Origin of the sequence: Variovorax sp. 38R (assembly GCF_014843395.1) — a bacterium.
In the GTDB taxonomy this organism is placed as follows: Bacteria; Pseudomonadota; Gammaproteobacteria; order Burkholderiales; family Burkholderiaceae_C; genus Variovorax; species Variovorax paradoxus_H.
The window spans coordinates 664,119-686,880 of sequence record NZ_CP062121.1; the positions used below are offsets into that span (position 1 = coordinate 664,119).

Here is a 22,762-nt window from a genome sequence, read left to right on the forward strand (position 1 = left end):
AATTCGCCGATTTCCAGGTTTGGAAATCGGCGCTAAGTCGTTGATTCCATTACAAAAAATACCCCCGGGCCCCAGTTGCGTCGCAAGTGTTTCCTGCTACAGTGGAAAAAAGTGCAGTTAAGTGGGAAAAAGTGCGGGCAACGCCCCTTTCGGGTGTCGCGGCACCTCCCACCACAGGGGTTTCGTGGTCGTGTTTCAAGGCGCTTCATCGCTCAGTCTGGATGCCAAGGGGCGGCTCTCCGTGCCGACCCGGCATCGCGACGTCCTGAGCGCCACGGCGGGCGGCCAACTCACGATCACCAAGCATCCGCACGGATGCCTGATGGTGTTCCCCCGTCCCGAATGGGAAAAATTCCGCGAACGCATTGCTGCGCTGCCGATGTCGGCGCAGTGGTGGAAGCGCGTCTTCCTCGGTAACGCGATGGACGTCGAGATGGACGGTACCGGCCGCGTGCTGGTGTCGCCCGAGCTGCGCGCCGCTACCGGCATCAACCGCGAAACGCTGCTGCTGGGCATGGGCAACCACTTCGAGCTCTGGGACAAGGCCACCTACGAGGCCAAGGAGGCCGAGGCCACCCAGGGCGAGATGCCGGATGTGTTTCAGGACTTCGCGTTCTGAGGAGCCCTGTGAACACCCCTCTGACCCACACGACCGTCTTGTTGAACGAGGCGGTGGAAGCACTTCTTTCCGGCAGCGCGGCAGCCACGGGTACGTACGTGGACGCCACCTTCGGCCGCGGAGGGCATGCGCGCGCCATCCTCGCGCGGCTGGCGCCGGAAGGCAGGCTCATCGCATTCGACAAGGATGCAGAAGCAGTGGCCGAAGCAGCGCGCATCTCGGATGCGCGTTTTTCTATCCGCCACCAGGGATTCCGTTCGCTGGGCGAATTGCCCGACGCCAGCGTCAACGGTCTGCTGATGGACCTGGGCGTGAGTTCGCCGCAAATCGACAACCCGGTGCGCGGCTTCAGTTTTCGTTTCGACGGTCCGCTCGACATGCGCATGGACACCACGCGCGGCGAGAGCGTGGCCGAGTGGCTGGCAACGGCCGAACTTCAACAAATTGCAGAGGTGATCCGTGACTATGGCGAAGAACGGTTTGCTGTTCAGATTGCAAAGGCGATTGTTGCTCGCAGACAAGAACGGGGCGCAATTTCAACCACCACCGAACTGGCCGAGCTCGTGGCTGGCACGGTCAAAACCCGCGAGCAGGGCCAGAACCCTGCAACGCGCACATTTCAGGCTTTTCGGATTTTCATCAACGCCGAGCTTGAGGAGCTGCAACAAGCGCTAGAAGCCAGCCTGTCGGTGCTCGCGCCCGGCGGCCGGCTCGCGGTGATCAGCTTTCATTCGCTCGAAGACCGCATCGTCAAGCAGTTCATCGCCAAGCACTCGAAGGAGGTCTACGACCGCCGTGCGCCCTTCGCTGCGCCCAAGGTGATGAAGCTGCATGCGCTCGAGCGCATCAAGCCGTCCGAAGAAGAAGTGCGCGGCAACCCGCGCTCGCGCAGCGCCATCCTTCGGGTGGCTGAACGCACGGAAGCCGGGTAGCCATGGCGCGGATCAACCTGCTCCTTCTGCTGGCCGTCATTGCGACGGCTTTGTACCTTGTGCACACCCAGTACCAGTCGCGCCAGCTCTACACCGAGTTCGACCGCGCCCAGCAGGAGGCGCGCAAGCTCGAAACCGAGCACGACCGCCTGCAGGTGGAAAAGCGCGCACAGGCCACGCCGCTGCGCGTGGAGAAGCTGGCCAAGGAACAGCTGCAGATGCGCACGGCCTCGCCGGCCATCACGCAGTACGTGCGCCCCGACGGCTCGGTGATTCCGGCCATCGCACCGCTGCCGCCCACCACGCCGCCCAAGCCCGGCGCCGCCACCGCGAGGCCCGCCCGATGAGCCGCGGCAACCGCAGCGTGCGCTACACCACCAGCCCCTTGCTCGCGAGCAAGACGCCGGTGTGGCGCAGCAAGTTCATCGTCGCCGGCATCGCCTTCGGCTTCGTCATGCTGGCGGGGCGGGCCGCGTACGTGCAGGTCTTCAACAACAGCTTCTTCCAGCGCCAGGGCGAGGTGCGCTTTGCGCGCACGCTCGAGCTGCCGGCCAACCGCGGCCGCATCCTCGATCGCAACGGGCTCATCCTCGCGTCCAGCGTGGTCGCGCCCAGCATCTGGGCCATTCCCGAAGACGTGGAACGCGACGACCCCGAGGTGCGCGCCAAGCTCAAGCAGGTGGCCAAGCTGCTCGGCATGCCGCAGAAGGACTTCGACAAGAAGCTCGAAGACGAAGACAAGACCTTCGTCTGGATCAAGCGCCAGGTCGACGAGCCCATCGCCAAGCAGATCGCCGCGCTCAACCTCAAGGGCATCTACCAGCGCAAGGAATACAAGCGCCAGTACCCCGAGGGCGAGGCGGCGGCGCACGTGGTGGGCTTCACCAACGTGGAAGACAACGGCCAGGAAGGCATCGAGCTGGCGTTCAACAAGGAACTGGCCGGCAAGGCCGGTTCGCGCCGCGTCATCAAGGACCGGTTGGGCCGCGTGGTCGAAGGCGTGGGCGAGCAGGTGCCGCCAGTCGAGGGCCAGGACATCCAGCTCAGCGTCGACAGCAAGGTGCAGTTCTTCGCCTACCAGAAGCTGCGCGACGCCGTCACGGCGCGCAAGGCCAAGGCCGGCAGCGTGGTGGTGCTCGACAGCACCACCGGCGAGGTGCTGGCACTGGCCAACTACCCGAGCTACGTGCCCGACAAGCGCCAGAACCTCACCGGCGAGCAGCTGCGCAACCGCGCGCTCACCGACACCTTCGAGCCCGGCTCGACCATGAAGCCCATCACCGTGGCGATGGCGCTCGAGGCCGGTCGCGTGAAGCCCTCGACCATCATCGACACCGCGCCCGGGCGCTACCAGCTGGGCGGCTTCACCATCAGCGACACCCACAACTATGGGGCGCTGACGGTCGAGGGCGTGATCCAGAAGTCGAGCAACGTGGGCGCGCTCAAGATCGCCCAGAAGATGACGCCCCACGAGATGTGGGACACCTACACCGCGCTCGGCTACGGCCAGAAGCCGCAGATCCAGTTTCCCGGCGCCGTGACGGGCCGGCTGCGCCCGTGGAAGACCTGGAAGCCGGTCGAGCAGGCCACCATGGCCTACGGCTACGGCCTGTCGGCGTCGCTGTTCCAGATGGCGCATTCGTACACCTCGTTCGCGCACGACGGCTCCATCATTCCGGTGACCATCCTGAAGAACACCGAGCCGCCCGTCGGCGTGCGCGTGTTCTCGCCGTCCAACGCGCTCGCGGTGCGCAAGATGCTGCAGATGGCCGCCGGCCCGGGCGGCACCGGCACGCGCGCGCAGACGGTCGGCTACTCGGTCGGCGGCAAGTCGGGCACGGCCCACAAGCAGGTCGGCAAGGGCTACGCCAGCAACAAGTACCGCGCCTGGTTCACCGGCATGGCGCCCATCGAGAAGCCGCGCATCATCGTCGCGGTGATGATCGACGAGCCCAGCGACGGCCAGTACTACGGCGGCCTCGCCGCAGCACCGGTGTTCAGCGAAGTCGTGCAGCAGACGCTGCGCATGATGAACGTCCCGCCCGATCTGGCGGTCAAACCCCTCGTGCAGACGCAAGACGTCCCCGAGAGCTTCTGACATGCTGACACTCACTTCCCCCACCACCGCCGCGTTCTGGCTGAAAGAGCGCGTGCAGGGCGCACTGCTCGCCGACAGCCGCGCGATCGGCCCGGGCGATGCCTTCATCGCCTGGCCCGGCGCCGCGACCGACGGCCGCCAGCACGTGGCGGCCGCGCTGGCGCAAGGCGCCGTGGCCTGCCTCGTCGAGCACGAGGGCCTGGACGCCTTCGGCTTCGACGGCGACGAGCGCATCGTGAGCTACCCCGGCCTCAAGGCCGCCACCGGCCCGATCGCCGCCGCCTTCTACGACAACCCCTCGGCGCAGCTCGACGTGCTCGCCGTGACCGGCACCAACGGCAAGACCTCCACCGCGTGGTGGCTGGCCGAATCGCTGTCCACGCTGCGCGCGGCCGGCGGCGTGCGCGCGATGCGCCCCGACGGCACCACCGAGCGCGGCGCCCCGTCGCCCTGCGCCGTGGTCGGCACGCTGGGCATCGGCGTGCCGCCAGCGCTCACCTACACCGGCCTGACCACGCCCGACCCCGTGATGCTGCAGCGCGCGCTGCGCGACTTCGTCACCGACGGCTTCGGCGCCTGCGCCATCGAGGCCTCGTCGATCGGCATCGCCGAGCGCCGGCTCGACGGCTGCCGCATCGCGGTCGCCGTGTTCACCAATTTCACGCAGGACCACCTCGATTACCACGGCAGCATGGACGCCTACTGGCAGGCCAAGGCCGAGCTGTTCCGCTGGCCCGGCCTGCGCGCCGCGGTGATCAACATCGACGACATGCATGGCGCGAGCCTGTGCGCCAACCTGCTCGACGCCGGCATCGGCGCGCTCGACGTCTGGACCGTCTCGGCCGCCGGCAAGCCCGCGCGGCTCATGGCGCGCGACATCGGCTACGACGCGCAAGGCCTGCAGTTCACCGTGGCCGAGCACGGCAGCACAGCGCCGGCCGAGCGGCTCGCCACCGGGCTGATCGGCCAGTACAACGTCGCCAACCTGCTCGGCGTGCTCGGCACCCTGCGCGCGCTGGGGCTCACGCTCGCGCAGGCCGTGGCCGCCTGCGCCCACCTCAGCAGCGTGCCGGGCCGCATGGACCGCGTGCAGCCGACCGACAACGCGCCGCTGGCCGTGGTCGACTACGCCCACACGCCCGATGCGCTCGACAAGGCCCTCGCCGGCCTGCGCCCGCTCGCCAAGCAGCGCGGCGGTGCGCTCTGGTGCGTGTTCGGCTGCGGCGGCAACCGCGACCCGATCAAGCGCCCGCTGATGGCCGCCGTTGCCGAGCGGCAGGCCGACCACGTCGTGCTCACCAGCGACAACCCGCGCAACGAGAACCCCGACGCCATCATCAGCCAGGCGCTGCGCGGTTTCACGCGCGTCGAGGCGGCCCGCGTACAGGTCGACCGTGCGCGCGCCATCGCTGAAACCATCGCGCAGGCGGCACCGCAAGACGTCGTGCTGATCGCCGGCAAGGGCCACGAAGAGTGGCAGGAAATCGCCGGCCAGCGCCTGCCGTTCTCCGACAAGACCCACGCGCTCGACGCGCTCGCGAAGCGGGGTGCCGCATGACCGCCATGGCCACGCCCGTCTCCACACCGCTCCACCTCACGCTGGCGCAGGCGCAGCAATGGGTGCCGGGTTCGCGCCTCGTGGGCGACCCCGCCACCGTCGTCGCGCGCGTCCACACCGACACCCGCACCCTGGCCGCCGGCGACCTGTTCGTCGCGCTCAAGGGCGAGCGTTTCGATGCCAACGATTTCCTGGCCGACGCGAAGAAGCAGGGCGCCGTGGCCGCCATTGCGCACGGCGGTCTCGACGCCGCGGGCCTTGCCGGCCTCGAGGTGCCCGATTCGCTCGTCGCGCTCGGCGCACTGGGCGCCGGCTGGCGCGCGCAGTTCAGCCTGCCGCTGATCGCCGTCACCGGCAGCAACGGCAAGACCACGGTCACGCAGATGATCGCGGCCGTGCTCGCCGCCTTCCGCGCCGACCGCGCGCTGGCCACGGCCGGCAACTTCAACAACGAGATCGGCGTGCCGCTCACGCTGATGCGCCTGCGCGCGCAGCACCAGCTGGCGGTGCTCGAGCTGGGCATGAACCATCCGGGCGAGATCGCGCGGCTGGCCGCCATGTCGCGCCCGACCATCGCCCTGGTCAACAACGCGCAGCGCGAGCACCAGGAGTTCATGGCCAGCGTCGAGGCGGTCGCCATCGAGAACGCCGCCGTGTTCGCGGCGCTGCCCGACGACGGCACGGCCGTGTTCCCGTACGGCGACACCTTCACCTCGCTGTGGACCGACATGGCGCGCCAGAACGGGTCGCGCCGCTGCCTGACCTTCGGCGAACACGCCGATGCCGACATCTGGCTCGACAGTGCCGAATGGCTGCAGGGCGCTTGGACCGTGCGCGTGCGCACGCCGCTGGGCGCCTTCGACGCGCGCCTGCACATCGCGGGCCGTCACAACGTGGGCAACGCGCTCGCCGCCACCGCCTGCGCGCTGGCCGCCGGCGTGTCGCTCGACACCATCGCCGCGGGCCTGTCGGCCTTCGAGCCGGTCAAGGGCCGCTCCCGGGCCGTCGAGATCGTGCTGCCCGATGGGCACGCGCTCACGCTGGTCGACGACAGCTACAACGCCAACCCCGACTCCGTGATTGCCGCCATCGACGTGCTCACCGGCCTGCCCGCCCCGCGTCTGCTGGTGCTCGGCGAGATGGGCGAGGTCGGCGACCGCGCACCTGCGTTCCACGCCGAAGTCGGCGCCTGGGCGCGGCAGCGCGGGCTCGACGCCGTCTACACGCTGGGCGGCGAGACCGTGCACACGGCGACGGCTTTCAACAACAACGACGACGCCGGCGATGCCGGCGGCCGTCATTTCGACGATTTCGACACGCTCCGCGCGGCCGTGCTCGCCCGCCTGCCGCAGTTGGGCAGCGTGCTGGTCAAGGGTTCGCGCTTCATGAAGATGGAACGCGTGGTGCAGGCGATCGAGGCACAACAACAAAAGGAGGCCGGTCATGACGCATGAGCCGCGCAACACACCATGCTGATGTCCCTGGCCCAATGGCTGCAGACGCTGTCGCCCGAGTTCGGGTTTTTGCGCGTTTTCCAGTACCTCACGTTCCGTGCCCTCATGGCCGCGCTGACGGCGCTCGTGGTCGGCCTGGTGGCCGGCCCGTACGTCATTCGCCGCCTCGCCGCGCTCAAGATCGGCCAGCCGATCCGCGGCTACGGCATGGAAACGCACCTGACCAAGAGCGGCACGCCCACCATGGGCGGCGTGCTCGTGCTGTTCGCGATTGCGTTCGCCACCTTGCTGTGGTTCGACCTGTCGAACCGCTTCGTGTGGATCGTGCTGTGGGTCACGATGGGCTTCGGCGCCATCGGCTGGGTGGACGACTGGCGCAAGGTGGTGCGCAAGGACCCCGAAGGCATGCGCTCGCGCGAGAAGTACTTCTGGCAATCGGTGGTCGGCCTGCTCGCGGGTTTCTATCTGCTGTTCAGCATTTCCGAGAGCTCCAACTGGCGCGTGCTCGAGCTGTTCTTCGCCTGGGTGCGCTCGGGCTTCGACCTCGACTTTCCGCCCAAGATCAATCTGCTGGTGCCCTTCTTCAAGGAAGTCAGCTACCCGCTGGGCGGCATCGGCTTCGTGATCCTCACGTACCTTGTGATCGTGGGTGCGAGCAACGCCGTCAACCTGACCGACGGCCTCGACGGCCTGGCGATTATGCCGGTGGTGATGGTGGGCTCGGCGCTGGGCGTGTTCGCCTACGTCACGGGCAGCGCGGTGTTTTCCAAGTACCTGCTGTTTCCCTACATCCCGGGCTCGGGCGAGCTGCTGGTGTTCTGCTCGGCCATGGCTGGCGCGGGGCTCGCGTTCCTCTGGTTCAACACGCATCCGGCGCAGGTCTTCATGGGCGACGTGGGCGCGCTGGCGCTCGGCGGCGCGCTGGGCACCATCGCGGTCATCGTGCGCCAGGAGATCGTGTTCTTCATCATGGGCGGCATCTTTGTGGTCGAGGCGATCTCGGTGATGGCGCAGGTCATGTACTTCAAGTACACGAAGAAGCGTTATGGCGAAGGCCGCCGCGTGCTCAAGATGGCGCCGCTGCACCACCACTTCGAGAAGAGCGGCTGGCGCGAGACGCAGGTCGTCGTGCGCTTCTGGATCATCACGATGCTGCTGTGCCTCATCGGCCTTTCCACGCTGAAGCTGCGGTAACCACACAACCATGCGGCACCTGAAAGACCTCCCCGTTCTCATCCTCGGCCTCGGCGCGTCCGGGCTGGCGATGGCGCGCTGGTGCGCGCGCCACGGCGCGGTCGTGACCGTGGCCGACACGCGCGAGGCACCCGCTTCGCTCGCGACGCTGCAGGCCGAGCTGCCCGACGCGACCTTCATCGGCGGGCCGTTCACGGCCGCGCTGGTTGAAGGCACGCCGATCCGAGCCGTCTACCGCTCGCCGGGCCTGTCGCCCGCGACGCTGGCGTCGGTCGTCAATGCCGCCAAGGCCGTGGGCCTCGTGGTCGGCGGCGAGCTGGACCTGTTCGCGCGCGCGCTGCTCGACCTGCGGACGGTCGAGGTGCCGGTGGTGGAAGTCGAGGCTGACGTGCCCGTTGAAACCGCCGTGGCCGAGCCGGTCGTTGAAGCGCCGGCCCAGGCCGAACTGGCCTTGAGCGAAGAAGTCCCAGTGGCGGATGCTGTGACGGCCGAGACGCCGGAAGTGCCCGCGCCGGAGGCTGCTGCGGTTGTCGAAGGCGAGCCCGAAGCGTCTGCACCCGTCGAAGCTGTGGAGGCGACCGAGGCGGCTACACCCACGGAGGCCGTGGCCGCTGAGTTGACCGAAGCCGCGCCGCCAGTCGATGCGACTGCCGCAGAAACCGAACCCACCGCGCCCGTCGAACCGACCGAAGCCACACCGCCCGCCATGGCCGAAGCCATGCCGCGCGACGCATCGCTGAGCGTGCCGGTGACGCGGCCGACCGAAGACGTCGTCGCTGAAGACGCCGCCACGGAAGACGGCGCAGCACCGGCCGCCACCACCGATGTGCCCGACGCACCTGACGCGTCGGCTGCACCCGCACCCGCGTCCGCCGCCAGCCTCTCCCGGCTCCCGCCCCCCGGCAAGCCCTACGTGCCCACCGCCGCGCTTGAGGCCGCCGCGTTCGTCGCCACGATCGCCGAGCTGTCCGCCACCAACCCGGCGTCGGCGGCGGTCGAGGAAGACACGCCCCAGATGGTGCTCGTGCCCGAGCCTGAACCCGAAGCGCCCAAGGGCTACACGCCGGCCGTGCTCGCGATCAGCGGCACCAACGGCAAGACCACCGTCACCTCGCTCACCGGCCAACTGGTCGAACGCGCGGGCAAGACCGTGGCCGTGGCCGGCAACATCGGCCCGACGCTGCTCGATACGCTGGCCGCGCACATCGATGCCGACACGCTGCCCGAGGTGTGGGTGCTCGAACTCTCGAGCTTCCAGCTCGACGGCGTGCAGGGCTTCGAGCCCACGGCCGCGACCGTGCTCAACCTCACGCAGGACCATCTCGACTGGCATGGCGACATGCCGGCGTATGCCGCTGCCAAGGCGCGCATCTTCGGCGCCAAGGGCCTGATGATCCTGAACCGCGACGACGCCGGCGTGATGGCCATGCTGCCGCCGCCCGTCCGCGTGAAGCTGCAGCGTCCGCAGATCCGCACCCACGTCACCTTCGGCGGCGCGATGCCGCTGCGCCCCGGCGACTACGGCATCGAGCGCATCAATGGCGTGGCCTGGCTGGTGCGCGCGCTGGAAGCCGACGAAACGCAGAAGCGCAAGCGCGGTGCGGTGGTCGAAGAAGAAATCTTCTTCCAGCGCCTCATGCCTGCCGACGCGCTGCGCATCCGCGGCCGCCACAACGCCATGAACGCCCTGGCCGCGCTCGCACTCGCCAGCGCCGCCGACTGCCCGCTGGGCCCGATGCTGTACGGCCTGCGCGAGTACCGCGGCGAACCGCACCGCGTCGAGCCCATCGCCATCGTGGACGAGGTCGAGTTCTTCGACGACAGCAAGGGCACCAACGTCGGCGCCACCGTGGCCGCGCTCAGCGGCCTCGGTGAAGAGCGCCGCGTGGTCGTGATCCTCGGCGGCGAAGGCAAGGGCCAGGACTTCGAGCCGCTGGCCGACCCCGTGCGCCAGTACGCGCGCGCCGTCGTGCTCATCGGCCGCGACGCCCCGCTCATCGAGGCCGCACTGGCCGCCACCGGCGTGTCGCTGAAGCACGCGGGCTCCATGGAAGAAGCCGTCAAGCTCGCCGCCGCGCGCGCCCATCCCGGCGATGCCGTGCTGCTGTCACCGGCCTGTGCGAGCTTCGACATGTTCAAGGACTACGCGCACCGCGCCGAGGTGTTCCGCGAGGCCGTGGAGGCTTACGCCGACAGCCCGCGCGATGCCGTGGGTGGCGACGATGCCGTGGTGTCGTACGCCCCGCAAACCTCGCTGTCCACCGCCGGATCGATGGAGGACCCGATTTGAACTCCGCAGCCGCAGGCCAGGAAACCCGCACCGGCAGCCGTTTCGGCGGCTGGTTCCGGCGCGCCCGCAGCGGCATGGATTCGCTGCCCGTGCACCTGCCCGTGCGGCTGGGTGGCGCCGGCATTGCGCAGACCAAGGCCACGCCGATGCGCGTGCTGGGTTTCGACCAGGCGCTGGTCTGGGTCACGGTCGCGCTGATGACCTGGGGCCTGATCATGGTGTATTCGGCCTCGATCGCGCTGCCCGACAACCCCCGCTTCGCGCGCGCCGGCTACGGTCCGTCGTTCTTCCTCACGCGGCACGCGGCCTCGCTGGTCATCGCCTTCATCGCCGCGCTGCTGACCTTCCAGATCCCCATGAAGACCTGGGAGCGCACCGCGCCCTGGCTCTTCGTCGCCTCGCTGCTGCTGCTGGTGGCGGTGCTCATTCCGCACATCGGCATCAACGTGAACGGCGCGCGCCGCTGGCTGCCGATGGGCTTCATGCGCTTCCAGCCGTCGGAGCTGGCCAAGTTCGCGATGGTGCTCTACGCCGCCAGCTACATGGTGCGCAAGATGGAGATCAAGGAGCGCTTCTTCCGCGCCGTGCTGCCGATGGGCATCGCGGTGGTGGTGGTCGGCATGCTGGTGATGGCCGAGCCCGACATGGGCGCGTTCATGGTGATCGCCGTGATCGCCATGGGCATCCTGTTCCTGGGCGGCGTGAACGCGCGCATGTTCTTCGTGATCGCGACGCTGGTGGTGGTGGCTTTCGGCTCCATCGTGGCGAGCAGCCCATGGCGCCGCGAGCGCATCTTTGCGTACCTCGATCCGTGGAGCGAAGAGCACGCGCTGGGCAAGGGCTACCAGCTGTCGCACTCGCTGATCGCCATCGGGCGTGGCGAGATTTTCGGCGTGGGCCTGGGCGGCAGTGTCGAGAAGCTGCACTGGCTGCCCGAAGCACACACCGACTTCCTGCTGGCCGTGATCGGCGAAGAGTTCGGCCTCATCGGCGTGCTGCTGATCATCGGCATGTTCCTTTGGCTCACGCGCCGCATCATGCACATCGGCCGCCAGGCGATCGCGCTCGACCGCGTGTTCTCGGGCCTCGTGGCCCAGGGCGTGGGCGTGTGGGTCGGCTTCCAGGCCTTCATCAACATGGGCGTGAACCTCGGCGCGCTGCCGACCAAGGGCCTGACCCTGCCGCTGATGAGCTTCGGCGGTTCGGCGATTTTGATGAACCTCGTGGCGCTGGCCGTGGTGCTGCGCATCGACTACGAGAACCGCGTGCTCATGCGGGGAGGTCGCGTATGACGACGCGTACTGCTCTGGTCATGGCAGGCGGAACGGGCGGCCACATCTTCCCGGGCCTGGCCGTGGCCGAAGCCCTGCGCGAGCGCGGCTGGCGCGTGCACTGGCTGGGCGCGCCCGGCAGCATGGAAGAAAAACTCGTGCCGCCGCGCGGCTTCGCCTTCGAGCCTGTGCAGTTCGGCGGCGTGCGCGGCAAGGGCCCGCTCACGCTGTTCCTGCTGCCGCTGAAGCTGCTGCGCGCCTTCTGGCAGAGCCTGGGCGTGGTGCGCCGCGTGAAGCCCGACGTGCTGGTGGGCCTGGGCGGCTACATCACCTTCCCGGGCGGAATGATGGGCGTGCTCATGGGCAAGCCGCTGGTGCTGCACGAGCAGAACTCGGTCGCCGGCCTCGCCAACAAGGTGCTGGCGGGCGTGGCCGACCGCGTGTTCACTGCCTTCCCGAACGTGCTGAAGAAGGCGCAGTGGGTGGGCAATCCGCTGCGCGCGGCCTTCACGTCGCAGCCCGATCCGGCCACGCGCTTCGCGGGCCGCACGGGTCCGCTCAAATTGCTCGTGGTTGGCGGCAGCCTGGGCGCGCGTGCGCTCAATACCGTGGTGCCGCAGGCGCTGGCGCGCATCGCGCCCGACCTTCGCCCGCAGGTGCTGCACCAGAGCGGCGCCAAGCAGATCGACGAGCTGCGCGCCAACTATGCGGCGGCCGGCGTCGAGGGCGAACTCACGCCCTTCATCGACGACACCGCGCAGGCGTACGCCGGGGCCGACCTCATCGTCGCGCGCGCTGGCGCCAGCACCGTCACCGAAATCGCGGCCGTCGGCGCAGCAGCGCTGTTCGTGCCTTTCCCCTCGGCGGTCGACGACCACCAGACCACCAACGCGCGTTTCCTCGTGGACGCGGGCGGCGGCTGGCTGGTGCAGCAGACCGACCTCACCCCTGAATTGCTGGCTGATTTGCTACAGACAACCGAACGCGCGACCTTGATCGAACGGGCCCAGAAGGCCAAGACTATGCGGAAGACCGAAGCCGTCGAGGCGGTCGTCCGCGCCTGCGAGGAGCTCGCGAAATGAAGCACGCGATCCGTCACATCCACTTCGTCGGCGTCGGCGGCTCCGGCATGAGCGGCATTGCCGAGGTGCTGCTGAACCTGGGCTACAAGATCACCGGCTCCGACCTGTCGGACAGCGCCACGCTGCGCCGCCTTGCAGGCCTGGGCATCGGCACCTTCGTGGGCCACGCCGCCGCGCACATCGATGGCGCGGACGCAGTCGTCACCTCCACCGCCGTGCAGTCGGACAACCCCGAGGTGCTGGCCGCGCGCGAAAAACGCATTCCGGTCGTGCCGCGTGCGTTGATGCTCGCGGAGCTGATGCGCCTGAAGCAGGGCATCGCCATTGCCGGCACGCACGGCAAGACCACGACCACCAGCCTGGTGGCGAGCGTGCTCGACGCCGCCGGGCTCGACCCGACCTTTGTGATCGGCGGTCGCCTGAACAGCGCCGGCGCCAATGCGCAGCTGGGCAGCGGCGACTACATCGTGGTCGAGGCCGACGAGTCGGACGCTTCGTTCCTGAACCTGCTGCCAGTGATGGCGGTGGTCACGAACATCGACGCCGACCACATGGAGACCTACGGGCACGACTTCGCGAAGCTCAAGAAGGCCTTTGTCGACTTCCTGCACCGCATGCCGTTCTACGGCGTGGCCATCCTGTGCACCGACGATCCGGCGGTGCGCGACATCGTGGCCGACGTGACCTGCCCGGTCACCAGCTACGGCTTCGGCGAAGACGCCCAGGTGCGCGCCATCGACGTGCGCGCCGTCGGCGCCCAGATGCATTTCACCGCGCAGCGCCGCAACGGCGTGACGCTGCCCGACCTGCCCATCGTGCTGAACCTGCCGGGCGAGCACAACGTGCGCAACGCGCTGTCCGTGATCGCCGTGGCGGTCGAGCTCGGCATTCCCGACGAGGCCGTACAGCGCGGCCTCGAAGGCTTCAAGGGCGTGGGTCGCCGCTTCCAGAGTTATGGCGACGTGGCCGTGCCGAACGACACGGCTGGCGGGCGCTTCACCGTCATCGACGACTATGGGCATCACCCGGTCGAGATGGCGGCCACCATTTCCGCCGCGCGCGGCGCCTTCCCCGGCCGCCGGCTGGTGCTGGCCTTCCAGCCGCACCGCTACACCCGCACGCGCGACTGCTTCGAGGACTTCGTGAAAGTCATCGGCACGGCCGACGCCGTGCTGCTGGGCGAGGTCTATGCCGCGGGCGAGGCGCCCATCGTGGCCGCCGATGGCCGGTCGCTGGCGCGCGCGTTGCGTGTGGCCGGCAAGGTCGAGCCGGTGTTCGTGGACGACATCGGCGCGCTGCCGCAAACCATTCTGGACAACGCCCGCGCGGGTGACGTGGTGCTGTGCATGGGCGCAGGCTCCATCGGCGCCGTGCCGGGCAAGGTGGTCGAACTCGGCGCGGCTGTCGTGCCGTCGCCCGCACCCTCATCAACAACTTCAGAGCGCACTGCGCGCAAGGGGAGGGCCTCGTGAGCCTTCAGGAACCACATCTTTTCGGCAAGGTGGCCGTGCTGTTCGGCGGCAGTTCCGCCGAACGCGAGGTGTCGCTGATGTCCGGCGCCGGCGTGCTGCAGGCGCTGCGTTCGCGCGGCGTCGATGCGCACGCGTTCGACCCGTCGGAGCGTGATCTCACCGACCTGAAGCGCGAAGGCTTCGCGCGCTGCTTCGTCGCGCTGCATGGCCGCCATGGCGAAGACGGCACGGTGCAGGGCGCGCTCGAGCTGCTCGGCATTCCCTACACCGGCTCGGGCGTGATGGCCTCGAGCGTGGCGATGGACAAAGTCATGACCAAGCGCATCTGGCAGGCTGACGGCCTGCCGACGCCCAAGTACGTGCGCCTGGCCTTCGACCAGCAAAGCCGCGAGCAGGTCATGGTGGTGCCCGACGTGCTCGGCCTGCCGCTGATCGTGAAGCCGCCGCGCGAGGGCTCGTCCATCGGCGTGACCAAGGTCGAGGGCTACTCGCAGATGCAGGATGCTGTGGCGCTGTCGGCGAAGTTCGACGCCGACGTGCTGTGCGAAGAGTTCATCGACGGCGAAGAAGTCACCTGCGCCGTGCTCGGCCAGGGGCTCGATGCACGGGCGCTGCCGGTGGTGCGCATTGCCGCACCTGAAGGTGCCTACGACTACCAGAACAAGTACTTCACCGACGACGTGAAGTACCAGTGCCCGAGCGGCCTGCCCGAAGCCGAGGAACGCGAGATCCAGCGCATCACGCTGGCCGCGTACCACACGCTCGGCTGCCGCGGCTGGGGCCGCGCCGACGTGATGATCCGCGCCAGCGACCGCAAGCCCTTCCTGCTCGAGATGAACACCTCGCCCGGCATGACCAGCCATTCGCTGGTGCCGATGTCGGCGCGCGCGGCGGGCATTCCCTACGAAGAGCTGTGCGTGCGCGTGCTCGCGTCCGCGTCGCTCGATGCCAGGGGAGGCGCGAACTAAGCCATGGCCGACAGCATCCCCGCTCCCTTCGACGTCAAGCTGATGAACATCGTCGCGAACGTTGCGTTCGTGCTGGTGGCGCTCATGCTGCTGGCGGCGAGCGCGTGGTGGGTGCTGCGCCAGCCTTTCTTCCCGATCTCGGGCATCAAGGTGGACGGCGAGGTGACGCACAACAACGCGGTCACGCTGCGCGCCAACGTGGCGCCGCAGCTCAAGGGCAACTTCTTCACCATCGACCTGGCGCGCGCGCGCACCGCTTTCGAGACGGTGCCGTGGGTGCGCAGCGCGGTGGTGCGGCGCGAGTTTCCGAACAAGCTGCGCGTGACGCTGACCGAGCAGGTGCCGGTGGCGGTGTGGGGCGAGGAGGCCGGCTCCAAGCTGATCAACGGCTTCGGCGATGTGTTCGAGGCCAACGTGGCCGAGGTCGACAGCGACCTGCCGCGCCTGGACGGACCGATCGAGCAGGCCGGGCAGGTGCTGGGCATGTACCGCGTGCTCGCGCCGATGTTCGAGCCCTACGACTTCGACATCGCCGAGCTGCGGCTGTCCAGCCGCGGCAGCTGGAAGGTGCTGCTGGACAACGGCGCCGAGATCGAACTCGGCCGCGGCCAGAGCGACGAGGTGTCGGCGCGTCTGCAGCGGTTCCTGAAGACCGTGACGCAGGTCGCGGGCCAGTACCGCCGCACGGTGGCCGACGTCGAACGCGCCGATCTGCGCCACAACGACGCGTATGCCCTGCGGCTGCGCGGCGTCACCACGGTCTCGCCCGAGGCCCCAAGAAAAATCAAGTAGCGAATACCGAGGACATCTACATGCCCAAAGAATACAAAGACCTGGTCGTAGGCCTGGACATCGGAACCGCCAAGGTGATGGTGGTCGTGGCCGAGGTGCTGCAAGGCGGCGAGCTCAAGCTGGCCGGCCTGGGCATCGCGCCCAGCAACGGCCTCAAGCGCGGCGTCGTGGTGAACATCGACGCCACCGTGCAGAGCATCCAGCAGGCGCTGAAAGAAGCCGAGCTGATGGCCGACTGCAAGATCAGCCGTGTCTACACCGGCATCACCGGCAGCCACATCCGCGGCATCAATTCGAGCGGCATGGTGGCGGTGAAGGACAAGGAAGTCACGCCCGCCGATGTGGCCCGCGTGGTCGAGACGGCGCGCGCCATCAACATCTCGAGCGACCAGCGCCTCTTGCTGGTGGAGCCGCAGGAGTTCGTGATCGACGGCCAGGACGTGAAGGAGCCGATCGGCATGAGCGGCATGCGCCTGGAGGCCAAGGTGCACATCGTGACCGGCGCGCAGAGCGCGGCCGAGAACATCATCAAGTGCGTGCGCCGCTGCGGCCTCGAGGTCGACCAGCTGATGCTGAACCCGCTGGCCTCGAGCCAGGCGGTGCTCACCGAAGACGAGCGCGAACTCGGCGTGGTGCTGGTCGACATCGGCGCGGGCACCACCGACGTGGCGATCTTCACCAACGGCGCGATCCGCCACACGGCCGTGATCCCGATCGCGGGCGACCTCATCACGAGCGACATCGCGATGGCCCTGCGCACGCCCACCAAGGACGCGGAGGACATCAAGGTCGAGCACGGCTATGCCAAGCAACTGCTGGCCGACCCTGAATCGCAGGTCGAAGTCCCCGGCCTTGGCGATCGCGGCCCGCGCATGTTGAGCAAGCAGGCGCTTGCCGGCGTGATCGAGCCGCGCATCGAAGAAATCTTCTCGCTGGTGCAGCAGGTGGTGCGCGAGTCGGGCTATGAGGAAGTGCTGTCTTCCGGTGTGGTGTTGACCGGCGGCAGCGCCGTCATGCCCGGCATGGTCGAGCTCGGTGAAGACATCTTCCTGAAGCCCGTGCGCCGCGGCATTCCGAAGTACTCGAGCGCGCTCTCGGACATGGTGGCGCAGCCGCGCGCGGCCACCGTGATGGGCCTGCTCGAAGAAGCACGTTTTGCACGCATGCGTGGTTTCAAGGTCGCACAGAAGAACGGGTCCGTAAAGACTGCGTTCGGACGTTTCAAGGACTTCATCGTGGGGAACTTCTGACCATGAACCACTCCCCACTCTGGCTCGCACGCGCGGGTCCTCCGCTGCATTTCAACGAGCGATGGCGACGCACCGGTCCACCATCGCGACGGCGATCCCGTTGATCACGTCAGGCAGAAGAAATATTCATAGATACATAACGGCAACTGCAATATTCAAGGAGTTAGAAATGACCATCGAAATGATCGAAGTCGAAGAATTCAACCAGGGCACGCAGATCAAGGTGATCGGTGTCGGCGGCGGCGGTGGCAATGCGGTCGCCCACATGATGGAGCGTGGTGTGCAAGGCGTGCAGTTCGTTTGCGCCAACACCGACGCGCAAGCCCTGCAACGCAGCAACGCGCACAAGAACATCCAGCTGGGCATCAGCGGCCTGGGTGCCGGCAGCAAGCCCGAGAAGGGCCGTGACGCGGCCGAAGCCGCGGTGGACGACATCCGCGCCGCCATCGACGGCGCGCACATGCTGTTCATCACGGCCGGCATGGGCGGCGGCACCGGCACCGGCGCGGCGCCCGTGATCGCGCGCGTGGCCAAGGAAATGGGCATCCTGACGGTGGGCGTGGTGACCAAGCCTTTCGACTGGGAAGGCGGCCGTCGCATGACCAACGCCGATGCCGGCCTGGCCGAACTCGAAGCCAACGTCGACTCGCTGATCGTCGTGCTCAACGAGAAGCTGCTCGACGTGCTCGGTGAAGACATCACGCAGGACGAAGCCTTCGCGCACGCCAACGACGTGCTGAAGAACGCCGTCGGCGGGATCTCGGAAATCATCAACGAGTACGGCGGCGTGAACGTCGACTTCGAAGACGTGCGCACCGTGATGGGCGAACCCGGCAAGGCCATGATGGGCACGGCCGCGGCTGCAGGCCCCGACCGCGCGCGCATCGCCGCCGAACAGGCCGTGGCCTGCCCGCTGCTCGAAGGCATCGACCTCTCGGGTGCCAAGGGCGTGCTGGTGCTGGTGACGGCATCGAAGGGTTCGCTGAAGCTGAACGAGTCGAAGCTCGCGATGAACACCATCCGCGCCTACGCCTCGCCCGACGCGCACGTGATCTACGGTGCCGCCTACGACGAAAGCCTGGGCGACCAGATGCGCGTCACGGTGGTGGCCACGGGCCTGTCGCGTGCCGATGCACGCCGCCAGGCCCCGACGCTCGAAGTGATCCGCACCGGCACCGACAACATCCCGTTCACCGTGCCGACGCTCGGCGGCATGGGCCACGCGGGTGGTGGTTCGGGCAGCCAGCCCAACTACGACGGCATGGCCGTGCCCAGCGTGTGGCGCACCAACCGCACGATGGCCGCTGCCAAGGTCGACGCGCTGTCGTCGGGTGGCATGGACGACTTCGAAATCCCTGCATTCCTGCGCCGTCAAGCAGATTGACCGCAGGCCACTGAACGCAGAGGGCACGAGGGTTCGCAAGGGGACGGGGAAGACCTGAAAGGGACTGACCCCCGGCTCTAGGCGCTGCGTTCACCTCGTGCCCCTTGCGTCCACCGCCGGGGGCTCCCCGGCTTTTTTTTGTGCGCTTTCTTTTTTGACCGGTCCATGTCTATCGCGGCCATAGCCAGGGGAATAGGGCGTCAAGGTCGCCGCCCGCCTAAAATCATGGGCGTGCTGCAACAACGAACCCTCAAGTCGATCAGCCGCGCCGTGGGCGTGGGGCTTCACAGCGGCCAACGCGTGGAGCTGACCCTGCGACCGGCCCCGGCCGACACGGGCATCGTGTTCCGCCGCGTCGACCTGCCCGAGCCGGTCGAGATCCGCATGACCGCCGAATCGGTCACCGACACACGCCTGGCGTCCACCGTGTCCACGGGCGGCGCCAAGGTGCAGACGGTCGAACACATCATGTCCGCCTGCGCGGGCCTGGGCATCGACAACCTCTACATCGACATCACGGCCGACGAAGTGCCGATCCTCGACGGGTCGGCCTCGTCCTTCGTGTTCCTGCTGCAAAGCGCGGGCATCGAGTTGCAGAAGGCGCCGCGCCGCTTCATCCGCGTGCTGCGCAAGGTCGAGGTGCGCGAAGGCGAGGGTGCTAACGAGAAGTGGGCGAGCCTGGAGCCGTACCACGGCTTCAAGCTGAGCTTCGAGATCGACTTCGATCACCGCGTCGTCAACTCCACCGGCCAGCGCGTGGAGTTCGACCTGGGCACCGACTCGTACAGCCGCGACATCGCACGCGCACGCACCTTCGGCTTCACCAAAGAGGTCGAGTACATGCGCAGCAAGGGCCTCGCGCTCGGTGGTGGCCTGGACAACGCCATCGTCATGGACGACACCAAGGTGCTCAATGCCGGTGGCCTGCGCTACGACGACGAGTTCGTGAAGCACAAGATCCTCGACGCCATGGGCGACCTGTACATCATCGGCAAGCCGCTGCTGGCCGCGTACACCGCGTTCCGCTCGGGCCATGCGCTCAACAATAAGCTGCTGCGCGAACTGCTCTCGCACAGCGACGCCTACGAGGTCGTGACCTTCGAAGACGAGAAGCGCGCACCGCGCGGCTTCGGCGAAGTGGCGCGGGCCTGGTAAGCAGGGCGCGCGCCTTTTCCCGATGCTTCTCTTTCGCTGGGCCATCCTGCTGCTTCTGCTGGTGGCGGGCGTGTCCTTCGCGTTCTATGCGGGCACGGGGCAGGTCAAGTACCGCCGCTTCGGGTGGGTCGTCTTCAAGTGGACGATTCTTGCTGCGCTCGGCTTCTTCGCCGTTCTGATCGCCGAGCGCGTCGCGTAGCCAGCCAGCCGTTCAATCGACCAGGGCCTGCAGCGCCTGCACCTGCTGCGCGAGCAGCGGCCCCTTGCGGTGCGCGGGCACCAGCAACATCAACGTGTCTCCCAGCGCCTTCGGCCGCCCCCAGGGCGCGTGCAGCCGGCCTTTCTCGAGCAGCGGCGCCACCAGCCGCTCGCGCCCCATCAGCACCCCTTCGCCGTCGAGCGCGGCCTGCAGCGCGAGGCTGTAGAGCGAGAAATCGGGCCCGGCAGCCAGCGCATCGGCTTCGGTCGAGGTGGTGCCGGGGCGCACGGCCTGCAGCCAGCGCGACCAGTCGTCGCGCCACACCGTGTCGTGCAGGCCGCCGCAGCGCGCAAGCACATCGATGAGGTCGTCGAGCGGGCGCGGGCGACCGCTGTCCAGAAGCTGCCGCACGCGCGGGCTGCACACGGGCACGAGGCGGTCGCGCGCGAGCGGGATGCCCGTCGCGCCGACGGCGGCCTCGGCGCCGCGCGCATAGAACAGCCCGAGGTCGAACGGTTCGCGCCGGAAGTTCGGCGGCTGCTCCAGCGCCGTCACCGACACCTGCACGCCAGGCAGCGCGGCCTTCAGCCGGGAGAGCCGCGGCGACAGCCACAGCTGCGCCATGGCCGGCAGGGCCGCCACCTGCAGCGTGCTGCGGCGCGCAGCGGTCTGCGTTTCCTGGCGCAGCGCCTGCACCGCAAGGCCGAGCTGGTCGACCGCCGCACTGAGCGCAGGCAACGCGCGCCGGCCGTGCGCGCTGAGCCGGATGCCCTGGCTGTGCCGCTCGAACAGCGCACCGCCGGCCCAGGTCTCGAGCGCCTTGATCTGCTGCGCGACGGCGGCGGGCGTCACGAACAGCTCTTCGGCCGCGCGCGCGAAGCTGCCGTGGCGCGCCGCGGCCTCGAAGGCGCGCACGGCCGTGTGCGGCGGCAGGCGAGGGCGGGGTGGGGCGAGGGACATGGTGTGGAGGCCAAGTTTTTCTAGGGCTCGGGCCCAGTTTATCCATGTTGCCGGCACAGGCACAGGGCGCGACCATGCGGTCATTCCTTTCCTCAGCGAGACACCGCATGCCCGCAGCCCTTCACCGCCGTTCCTGGGTTCCCGCCGCCAGCGAGGACCACGTGCTCGCCATCGCCGCCGATGCCGCCGCGCGCGACGCCGCGGGCGTCGTCGCCGAGATCGAACGCCTCGTGGCCGACAACCACCGCATCCACGACGTCGACGGGCTGAACCTCAACCCCGCCACCAACGTGATGAACCCCGCCGCCGAGGCGCTGCTGTCGCGTGGGCTGGGCTCGCGTCCGTCGCTGGGCTACCCCGGCGACAAGTACGAGATGGGGCTGGACGCCATCGAGCGCATCGAGGTCGTCGCCGCCGAACTCGCGGCCGAGGTGTTCGGCGCGCGGTTCGCCGAGGTGCGCGTGAGCTCGGGCGCACTGTCGAACCTCTACGTGTTCATGGCGACCTGCCAGCCCGGCGACACGATCATCGCGCCGCCGCCCGCCATCGGCGGCCATGTGACGCACCATGCGGCGGGCGCGGCCGGGCTTTACGACCTGAAGACCGTGCCGGCGCCGGTCGACGCCGACGGCTACTCGGTCGACGTGGTCGCGCTGGCGAAGCTCGCGCGCGAGGTGAAGCCGAAGCTCATCACCATCGGCGGCAGCCTGAACCTGTTCCCGCACCCGGTGTCCGCGATCCGCGAGGTGGCTGACAGCGTGGGCGCGAAGCTGCTCTTCGATGCCGCGCACCTCTCGGGCATGGTGGCCGGCAAGGCCTGGCCGCAGCCGCTCGAAGAGGGCGCGCACGCGATCACCATGAGCACCTACAAGAGCCTGGGCGGCCCGGCCGGCGGGCTGATCGTGTCGAACGACGCGGCGCTGATGGAGCGCATCGACGCCATCGCCTACCCGGGTCTCACGGCCAACTCGGATGCGGGCCGCACGGCTGCGTTGGCCCGTGGCCTGCTCGACTGGAAGGTGCACGGCGTGGCCTATGCGGCGGCGATGCGCGACACCGCGCAGGCGCTCGCACGCGCGCTCGATGCCGAAGGCCTGCCGGTGTTCGCCAAGGCGCGTGGCTTCACGCAGTCGCACCAGTTCGCGCTCGAGGCCGCGCGCTGGGGCGGCGGGCAACGCGCCGCGAAGCAGTTGGCCCAAGGCGGGTTGCTGGCCTGCGGCATCGGCCTGCCGATCGCGCCGGTCGATGGCGACATCAACGGCCTGCGCCTGGGCGTGCCCGAGATCGTGCGTCTGGGCCTCATGCCCGAGGACATGCCGCAACTGGCCAATTGGATCGCGCGGGCGCTGGCAGGCGATGCGCCCGCCGTGGCCGCCGAGGTGCGCGAACGTCGCCAGCGCCTGGGCGAGTTGCGCTACATCGTGCGCTGAAGCTCCGTCAGCGCGAACGCCCTTGCCGGTAGGTGCCGGCGTGGGTCTTCGACAGCTCGGCCGCTTCCGCGAGCCGCGCCATCGAACGTCCGACCTGCGCGTGCGTGATGGCGATGCCCAGCGCGTCCGCCGCGTCGGCGCCCGGCAGGCCGGGCAGGTCGAGCAGGCGCTTCACCATCTCCTGCACCTGCGCCTTCGCGGCCTGGCCGTGGCCGGCCACGGCCTTCTTCATCTGCAGCGCCGTGTACTCGGCCACCGAGAGGTTGTGGCTCACCAATGCCGTCACGCAGGCGCCGCGCGCCTGGCCCAGCAGCAGCGTCGACTGCGGGTTGACGTTGACGAAGATGATTTCGACCGCCGACGCATCGGGCTGGTAGCGCGCCGTGATCTCGCCGATGCCGTCGAACAGCACCTTCAGGCGTGCCGGCAGGTTGCCGCTGCCCAGGTGCCGGGTGCTGATGGTGCCGCTGGCCACGTAGCGCAGCGCATGGCCGTCCGCATCGACCACGCCGAAGCCGGTGGTCTGCAAACCGGGGTCGATGCCAAGGATCCGCATGAAAAGGAAGCGTAAAGGCCTAAGCCTGGGTGAGGAAGGTTGAAGAAGGTGCGAATTCGTGCGGGATGCGTGTGTATCGCGGGCAGAATCCGCCCGGT

At 68.5% G+C, this 22,762-nt stretch carries 20 protein-coding genes; 18 read left to right on the forward strand and 2 right to left on the reverse strand.

Annotated features, from left to right (window positions below):
- Nucleotides 1–190 precede the first annotated feature (190 nt).
- From mraZ to IG196_RS03030, 17 genes are all read left to right on the forward strand, one after another.
- Nucleotides 191–619 (forward strand): division/cell wall cluster transcriptional repressor MraZ, encoded by a 429-nt coding sequence (gene mraZ, locus IG196_RS02950; RefSeq protein ID WP_056576192.1) that lies wholly within the window; start codon nt 191–193, stop codon nt 617–619.
- Nucleotides 620–627: 8 nt separating this feature from the next.
- Nucleotides 628–1,551 (forward strand): 16S rRNA (cytosine(1402)-N(4))-methyltransferase RsmH, encoded by a 924-nt coding sequence (rsmH, locus tag IG196_RS02955; RefSeq protein ID WP_062474238.1) that lies wholly within the window; start codon nt 628–630, stop codon nt 1,549–1,551.
- 2 nt (nt 1,552–1,553) lie between these two features.
- Nucleotides 1,554–1,898 (forward strand): cell division protein FtsL, encoded by a 345-nt coding sequence (ftsL, locus tag IG196_RS02960; protein ID WP_101491206.1) that lies wholly within the window; start codon nt 1,554–1,556, stop codon nt 1,896–1,898.
- A complete protein-coding gene (locus tag IG196_RS02965; RefSeq protein WP_192194965.1) occupies nt 1,895–3,649 on the forward strand; it encodes a peptidoglycan D,D-transpeptidase FtsI family protein in 1,755 nt (584 codons plus the stop codon). Before ftsL ends, IG196_RS02965 begins: the two co-directional genes overlap by 4 nt.
- A gap of 1 nt (nt 3,650) precedes the next feature.
- Entirely contained in the window at nt 3,651–5,207 is a 1,557-nt protein-coding gene (locus tag IG196_RS02970) for a UDP-N-acetylmuramoyl-L-alanyl-D-glutamate--2,6-diaminopimelate ligase (protein ID WP_192194966.1), read from the forward strand.
- Nucleotides 5,208–5,212: 5 nt separating this feature from the next.
- Complete coding sequence (locus IG196_RS02975) at nt 5,213–6,661, forward strand: UDP-N-acetylmuramoyl-tripeptide--D-alanyl-D-alanine ligase (RefSeq protein ID WP_192196904.1); 1,449 nt, start codon at nt 5,213–5,215, stop codon at nt 6,659–6,661.
- Nucleotides 6,662–6,676: 15 nt separating this feature from the next.
- Nucleotides 6,677–7,855, forward strand: coding sequence for a phospho-N-acetylmuramoyl-pentapeptide-transferase (gene mraY, locus IG196_RS02980; protein WP_192194967.1), 1,179 nt, complete (start codon nt 6,677–6,679; stop codon nt 7,853–7,855).
- 10 nt (nt 7,856–7,865) lie between these two features.
- Nucleotides 7,866–10,145: a UDP-N-acetylmuramoyl-L-alanine--D-glutamate ligase gene (gene murD / locus IG196_RS02985; RefSeq protein WP_192194968.1), complete on the forward strand. Its 2,280-nt coding sequence runs from the start codon at nt 7,866–7,868 to the stop codon at nt 10,143–10,145.
- The gene (ftsW, locus tag IG196_RS02990; RefSeq protein ID WP_101491201.1) at nt 10,142–11,437 is read left to right on the forward strand and encodes a putative lipid II flippase FtsW; all 1,296 of its coding nucleotides are present in this window, start codon (nt 10,142–10,144) and stop codon (nt 11,435–11,437) included. Before murD ends, ftsW begins: the two co-directional genes overlap by 4 nt.
- The gene (gene murG, locus IG196_RS02995; RefSeq protein ID WP_192194969.1) at nt 11,434–12,498 is read left to right on the forward strand and encodes an undecaprenyldiphospho-muramoylpentapeptide beta-N-acetylglucosaminyltransferase; all 1,065 of its coding nucleotides are present in this window, start codon (nt 11,434–11,436) and stop codon (nt 12,496–12,498) included. The genes ftsW and murG overlap by 4 nt, the downstream gene beginning before the upstream one ends.
- Nucleotides 12,495–13,970, forward strand: a complete 1,476-nt coding sequence (gene murC / locus IG196_RS03000) for a UDP-N-acetylmuramate--L-alanine ligase (RefSeq protein ID WP_192194970.1) — start codon at nt 12,495–12,497, stop codon at nt 13,968–13,970. Before murG ends, murC begins: the two co-directional genes overlap by 4 nt.
- A complete protein-coding gene (locus tag IG196_RS03005; protein WP_192194971.1) occupies nt 13,967–14,938 on the forward strand; it encodes a D-alanine--D-alanine ligase in 972 nt (323 codons plus the stop codon). The genes murC and IG196_RS03005 overlap by 4 nt, the downstream gene beginning before the upstream one ends.
- A gap of 3 nt (nt 14,939–14,941) precedes the next feature.
- Nucleotides 14,942–15,730 (forward strand): cell division protein FtsQ/DivIB, encoded by a 789-nt coding sequence (locus IG196_RS03010; RefSeq protein ID WP_192194972.1) that lies wholly within the window; start codon nt 14,942–14,944, stop codon nt 15,728–15,730.
- Nucleotides 15,731–15,750: 20 nt separating this feature from the next.
- Nucleotides 15,751–16,980 (forward strand): cell division protein FtsA, encoded by a 1,230-nt coding sequence (ftsA, locus tag IG196_RS03015; RefSeq protein ID WP_056575685.1) that lies wholly within the window; start codon nt 15,751–15,753, stop codon nt 16,978–16,980.
- 169 nt (nt 16,981–17,149) lie between these two features.
- Nucleotides 17,150–18,364 (forward strand): cell division protein FtsZ, encoded by a 1,215-nt coding sequence (gene ftsZ, locus IG196_RS03020; protein WP_099795080.1) that lies wholly within the window; start codon nt 17,150–17,152, stop codon nt 18,362–18,364.
- A gap of 231 nt (nt 18,365–18,595) precedes the next feature.
- A complete protein-coding gene (gene lpxC, locus IG196_RS03025) occupies nt 18,596–19,519 on the forward strand; it encodes a UDP-3-O-acyl-N-acetylglucosamine deacetylase (protein ID WP_056575680.1) in 924 nt (307 codons plus the stop codon).
- Between the two features lie 22 nt (nt 19,520–19,541).
- Complete coding sequence (locus IG196_RS03030; protein WP_192194973.1) at nt 19,542–19,718, forward strand: hypothetical protein; 177 nt, start codon at nt 19,542–19,544, stop codon at nt 19,716–19,718.
- Between the two features lie 12 nt (nt 19,719–19,730).
- Here the strand turns inward: IG196_RS03030 and IG196_RS03035 are convergent, their stop codons facing one another.
- Nucleotides 19,731–20,678, reverse strand: a complete 948-nt coding sequence (locus IG196_RS03035; RefSeq protein ID WP_192194974.1) for a LysR family transcriptional regulator — start codon at nt 20,676–20,678, stop codon at nt 19,731–19,733.
- 107 nt (nt 20,679–20,785) lie between these two features.
- Between IG196_RS03035 and glyA the strand changes: the two genes are divergently transcribed.
- On the forward strand, nt 20,786–22,108 hold the full coding sequence (gene glyA, locus IG196_RS03040; RefSeq protein ID WP_192194975.1) for a serine hydroxymethyltransferase: 1,323 nt from the start codon (nt 20,786–20,788) through the stop codon (nt 22,106–22,108).
- A gap of 7 nt (nt 22,109–22,115) precedes the next feature.
- On the opposite strand, the gene ruvC is transcribed toward glyA, so the two are convergent.
- Complete coding sequence (gene ruvC / locus IG196_RS03045) at nt 22,116–22,664, reverse strand: crossover junction endodeoxyribonuclease RuvC (RefSeq protein ID WP_101491194.1); 549 nt, start codon at nt 22,662–22,664, stop codon at nt 22,116–22,118.
- Nucleotides 22,665–22,762: the final 98 nt, after the last annotated feature.

Excerpts from the sequence above, each read along its gene's own strand:
- ftsL (WP_101491206.1), top strand. The coding sequence starts at position 1,554 with ATGGCGCGGATCAACCTGCTCCTTCTGCTGGCCGTCATTGCGACGGCT.
- IG196_RS02965 (WP_192194965.1), top strand. The coding sequence starts at position 1,895 with ATGAGCCGCGGCAACCGCAGCGTGCGCTACACCACCAGCCCCTTGCTC.
- IG196_RS02970 (WP_192194966.1), top strand. The coding sequence starts at position 3,651 with ATGCTGACACTCACTTCCCCCACCACCGCCGCGTTCTGGCTGAAAGAG.
- IG196_RS02975 (WP_192196904.1), top strand. The coding sequence starts at position 5,213 with ATGGCCACGCCCGTCTCCACACCGCTCCACCTCACGCTGGCGCAGGCG.
- mraY (WP_192194967.1), top strand. The coding sequence starts at position 6,677 with ATGCTGATGTCCCTGGCCCAATGGCTGCAGACGCTGTCGCCCGAGTTC.
- murD (WP_192194968.1), top strand. The coding sequence starts at position 7,866 with ATGCGGCACCTGAAAGACCTCCCCGTTCTCATCCTCGGCCTCGGCGCG.
- murG (WP_192194969.1), top strand. The coding sequence starts at position 11,434 with ATGACGACGCGTACTGCTCTGGTCATGGCAGGCGGAACGGGCGGCCAC.
- murC (WP_192194970.1), top strand. The coding sequence starts at position 12,495 with ATGAAGCACGCGATCCGTCACATCCACTTCGTCGGCGTCGGCGGCTCC.
- IG196_RS03010 (WP_192194972.1), top strand. The coding sequence starts at position 14,942 with ATGGCCGACAGCATCCCCGCTCCCTTCGACGTCAAGCTGATGAACATC.
- ftsA (WP_056575685.1), top strand. The coding sequence starts at position 15,751 with ATGCCCAAAGAATACAAAGACCTGGTCGTAGGCCTGGACATCGGAACC.
- ftsZ (WP_099795080.1), top strand. The coding sequence starts at position 17,150 with ATGACCATCGAAATGATCGAAGTCGAAGAATTCAACCAGGGCACGCAG.
- IG196_RS03030 (WP_192194973.1), top strand. The coding sequence starts at position 19,542 with ATGCTTCTCTTTCGCTGGGCCATCCTGCTGCTTCTGCTGGTGGCGGGC.
- IG196_RS03035 (WP_192194974.1), bottom strand. The coding sequence starts at position 20,678 with ATGTCCCTCGCCCCACCCCGCCCTCGCCTGCCGCCGCACACGGCCGTG.
- glyA (WP_192194975.1), top strand. The coding sequence starts at position 20,786 with ATGCCCGCAGCCCTTCACCGCCGTTCCTGGGTTCCCGCCGCCAGCGAG.
- ruvC (WP_101491194.1), bottom strand. The coding sequence starts at position 22,664 with ATGCGGATCCTTGGCATCGACCCCGGTTTGCAGACCACCGGCTTCGGC.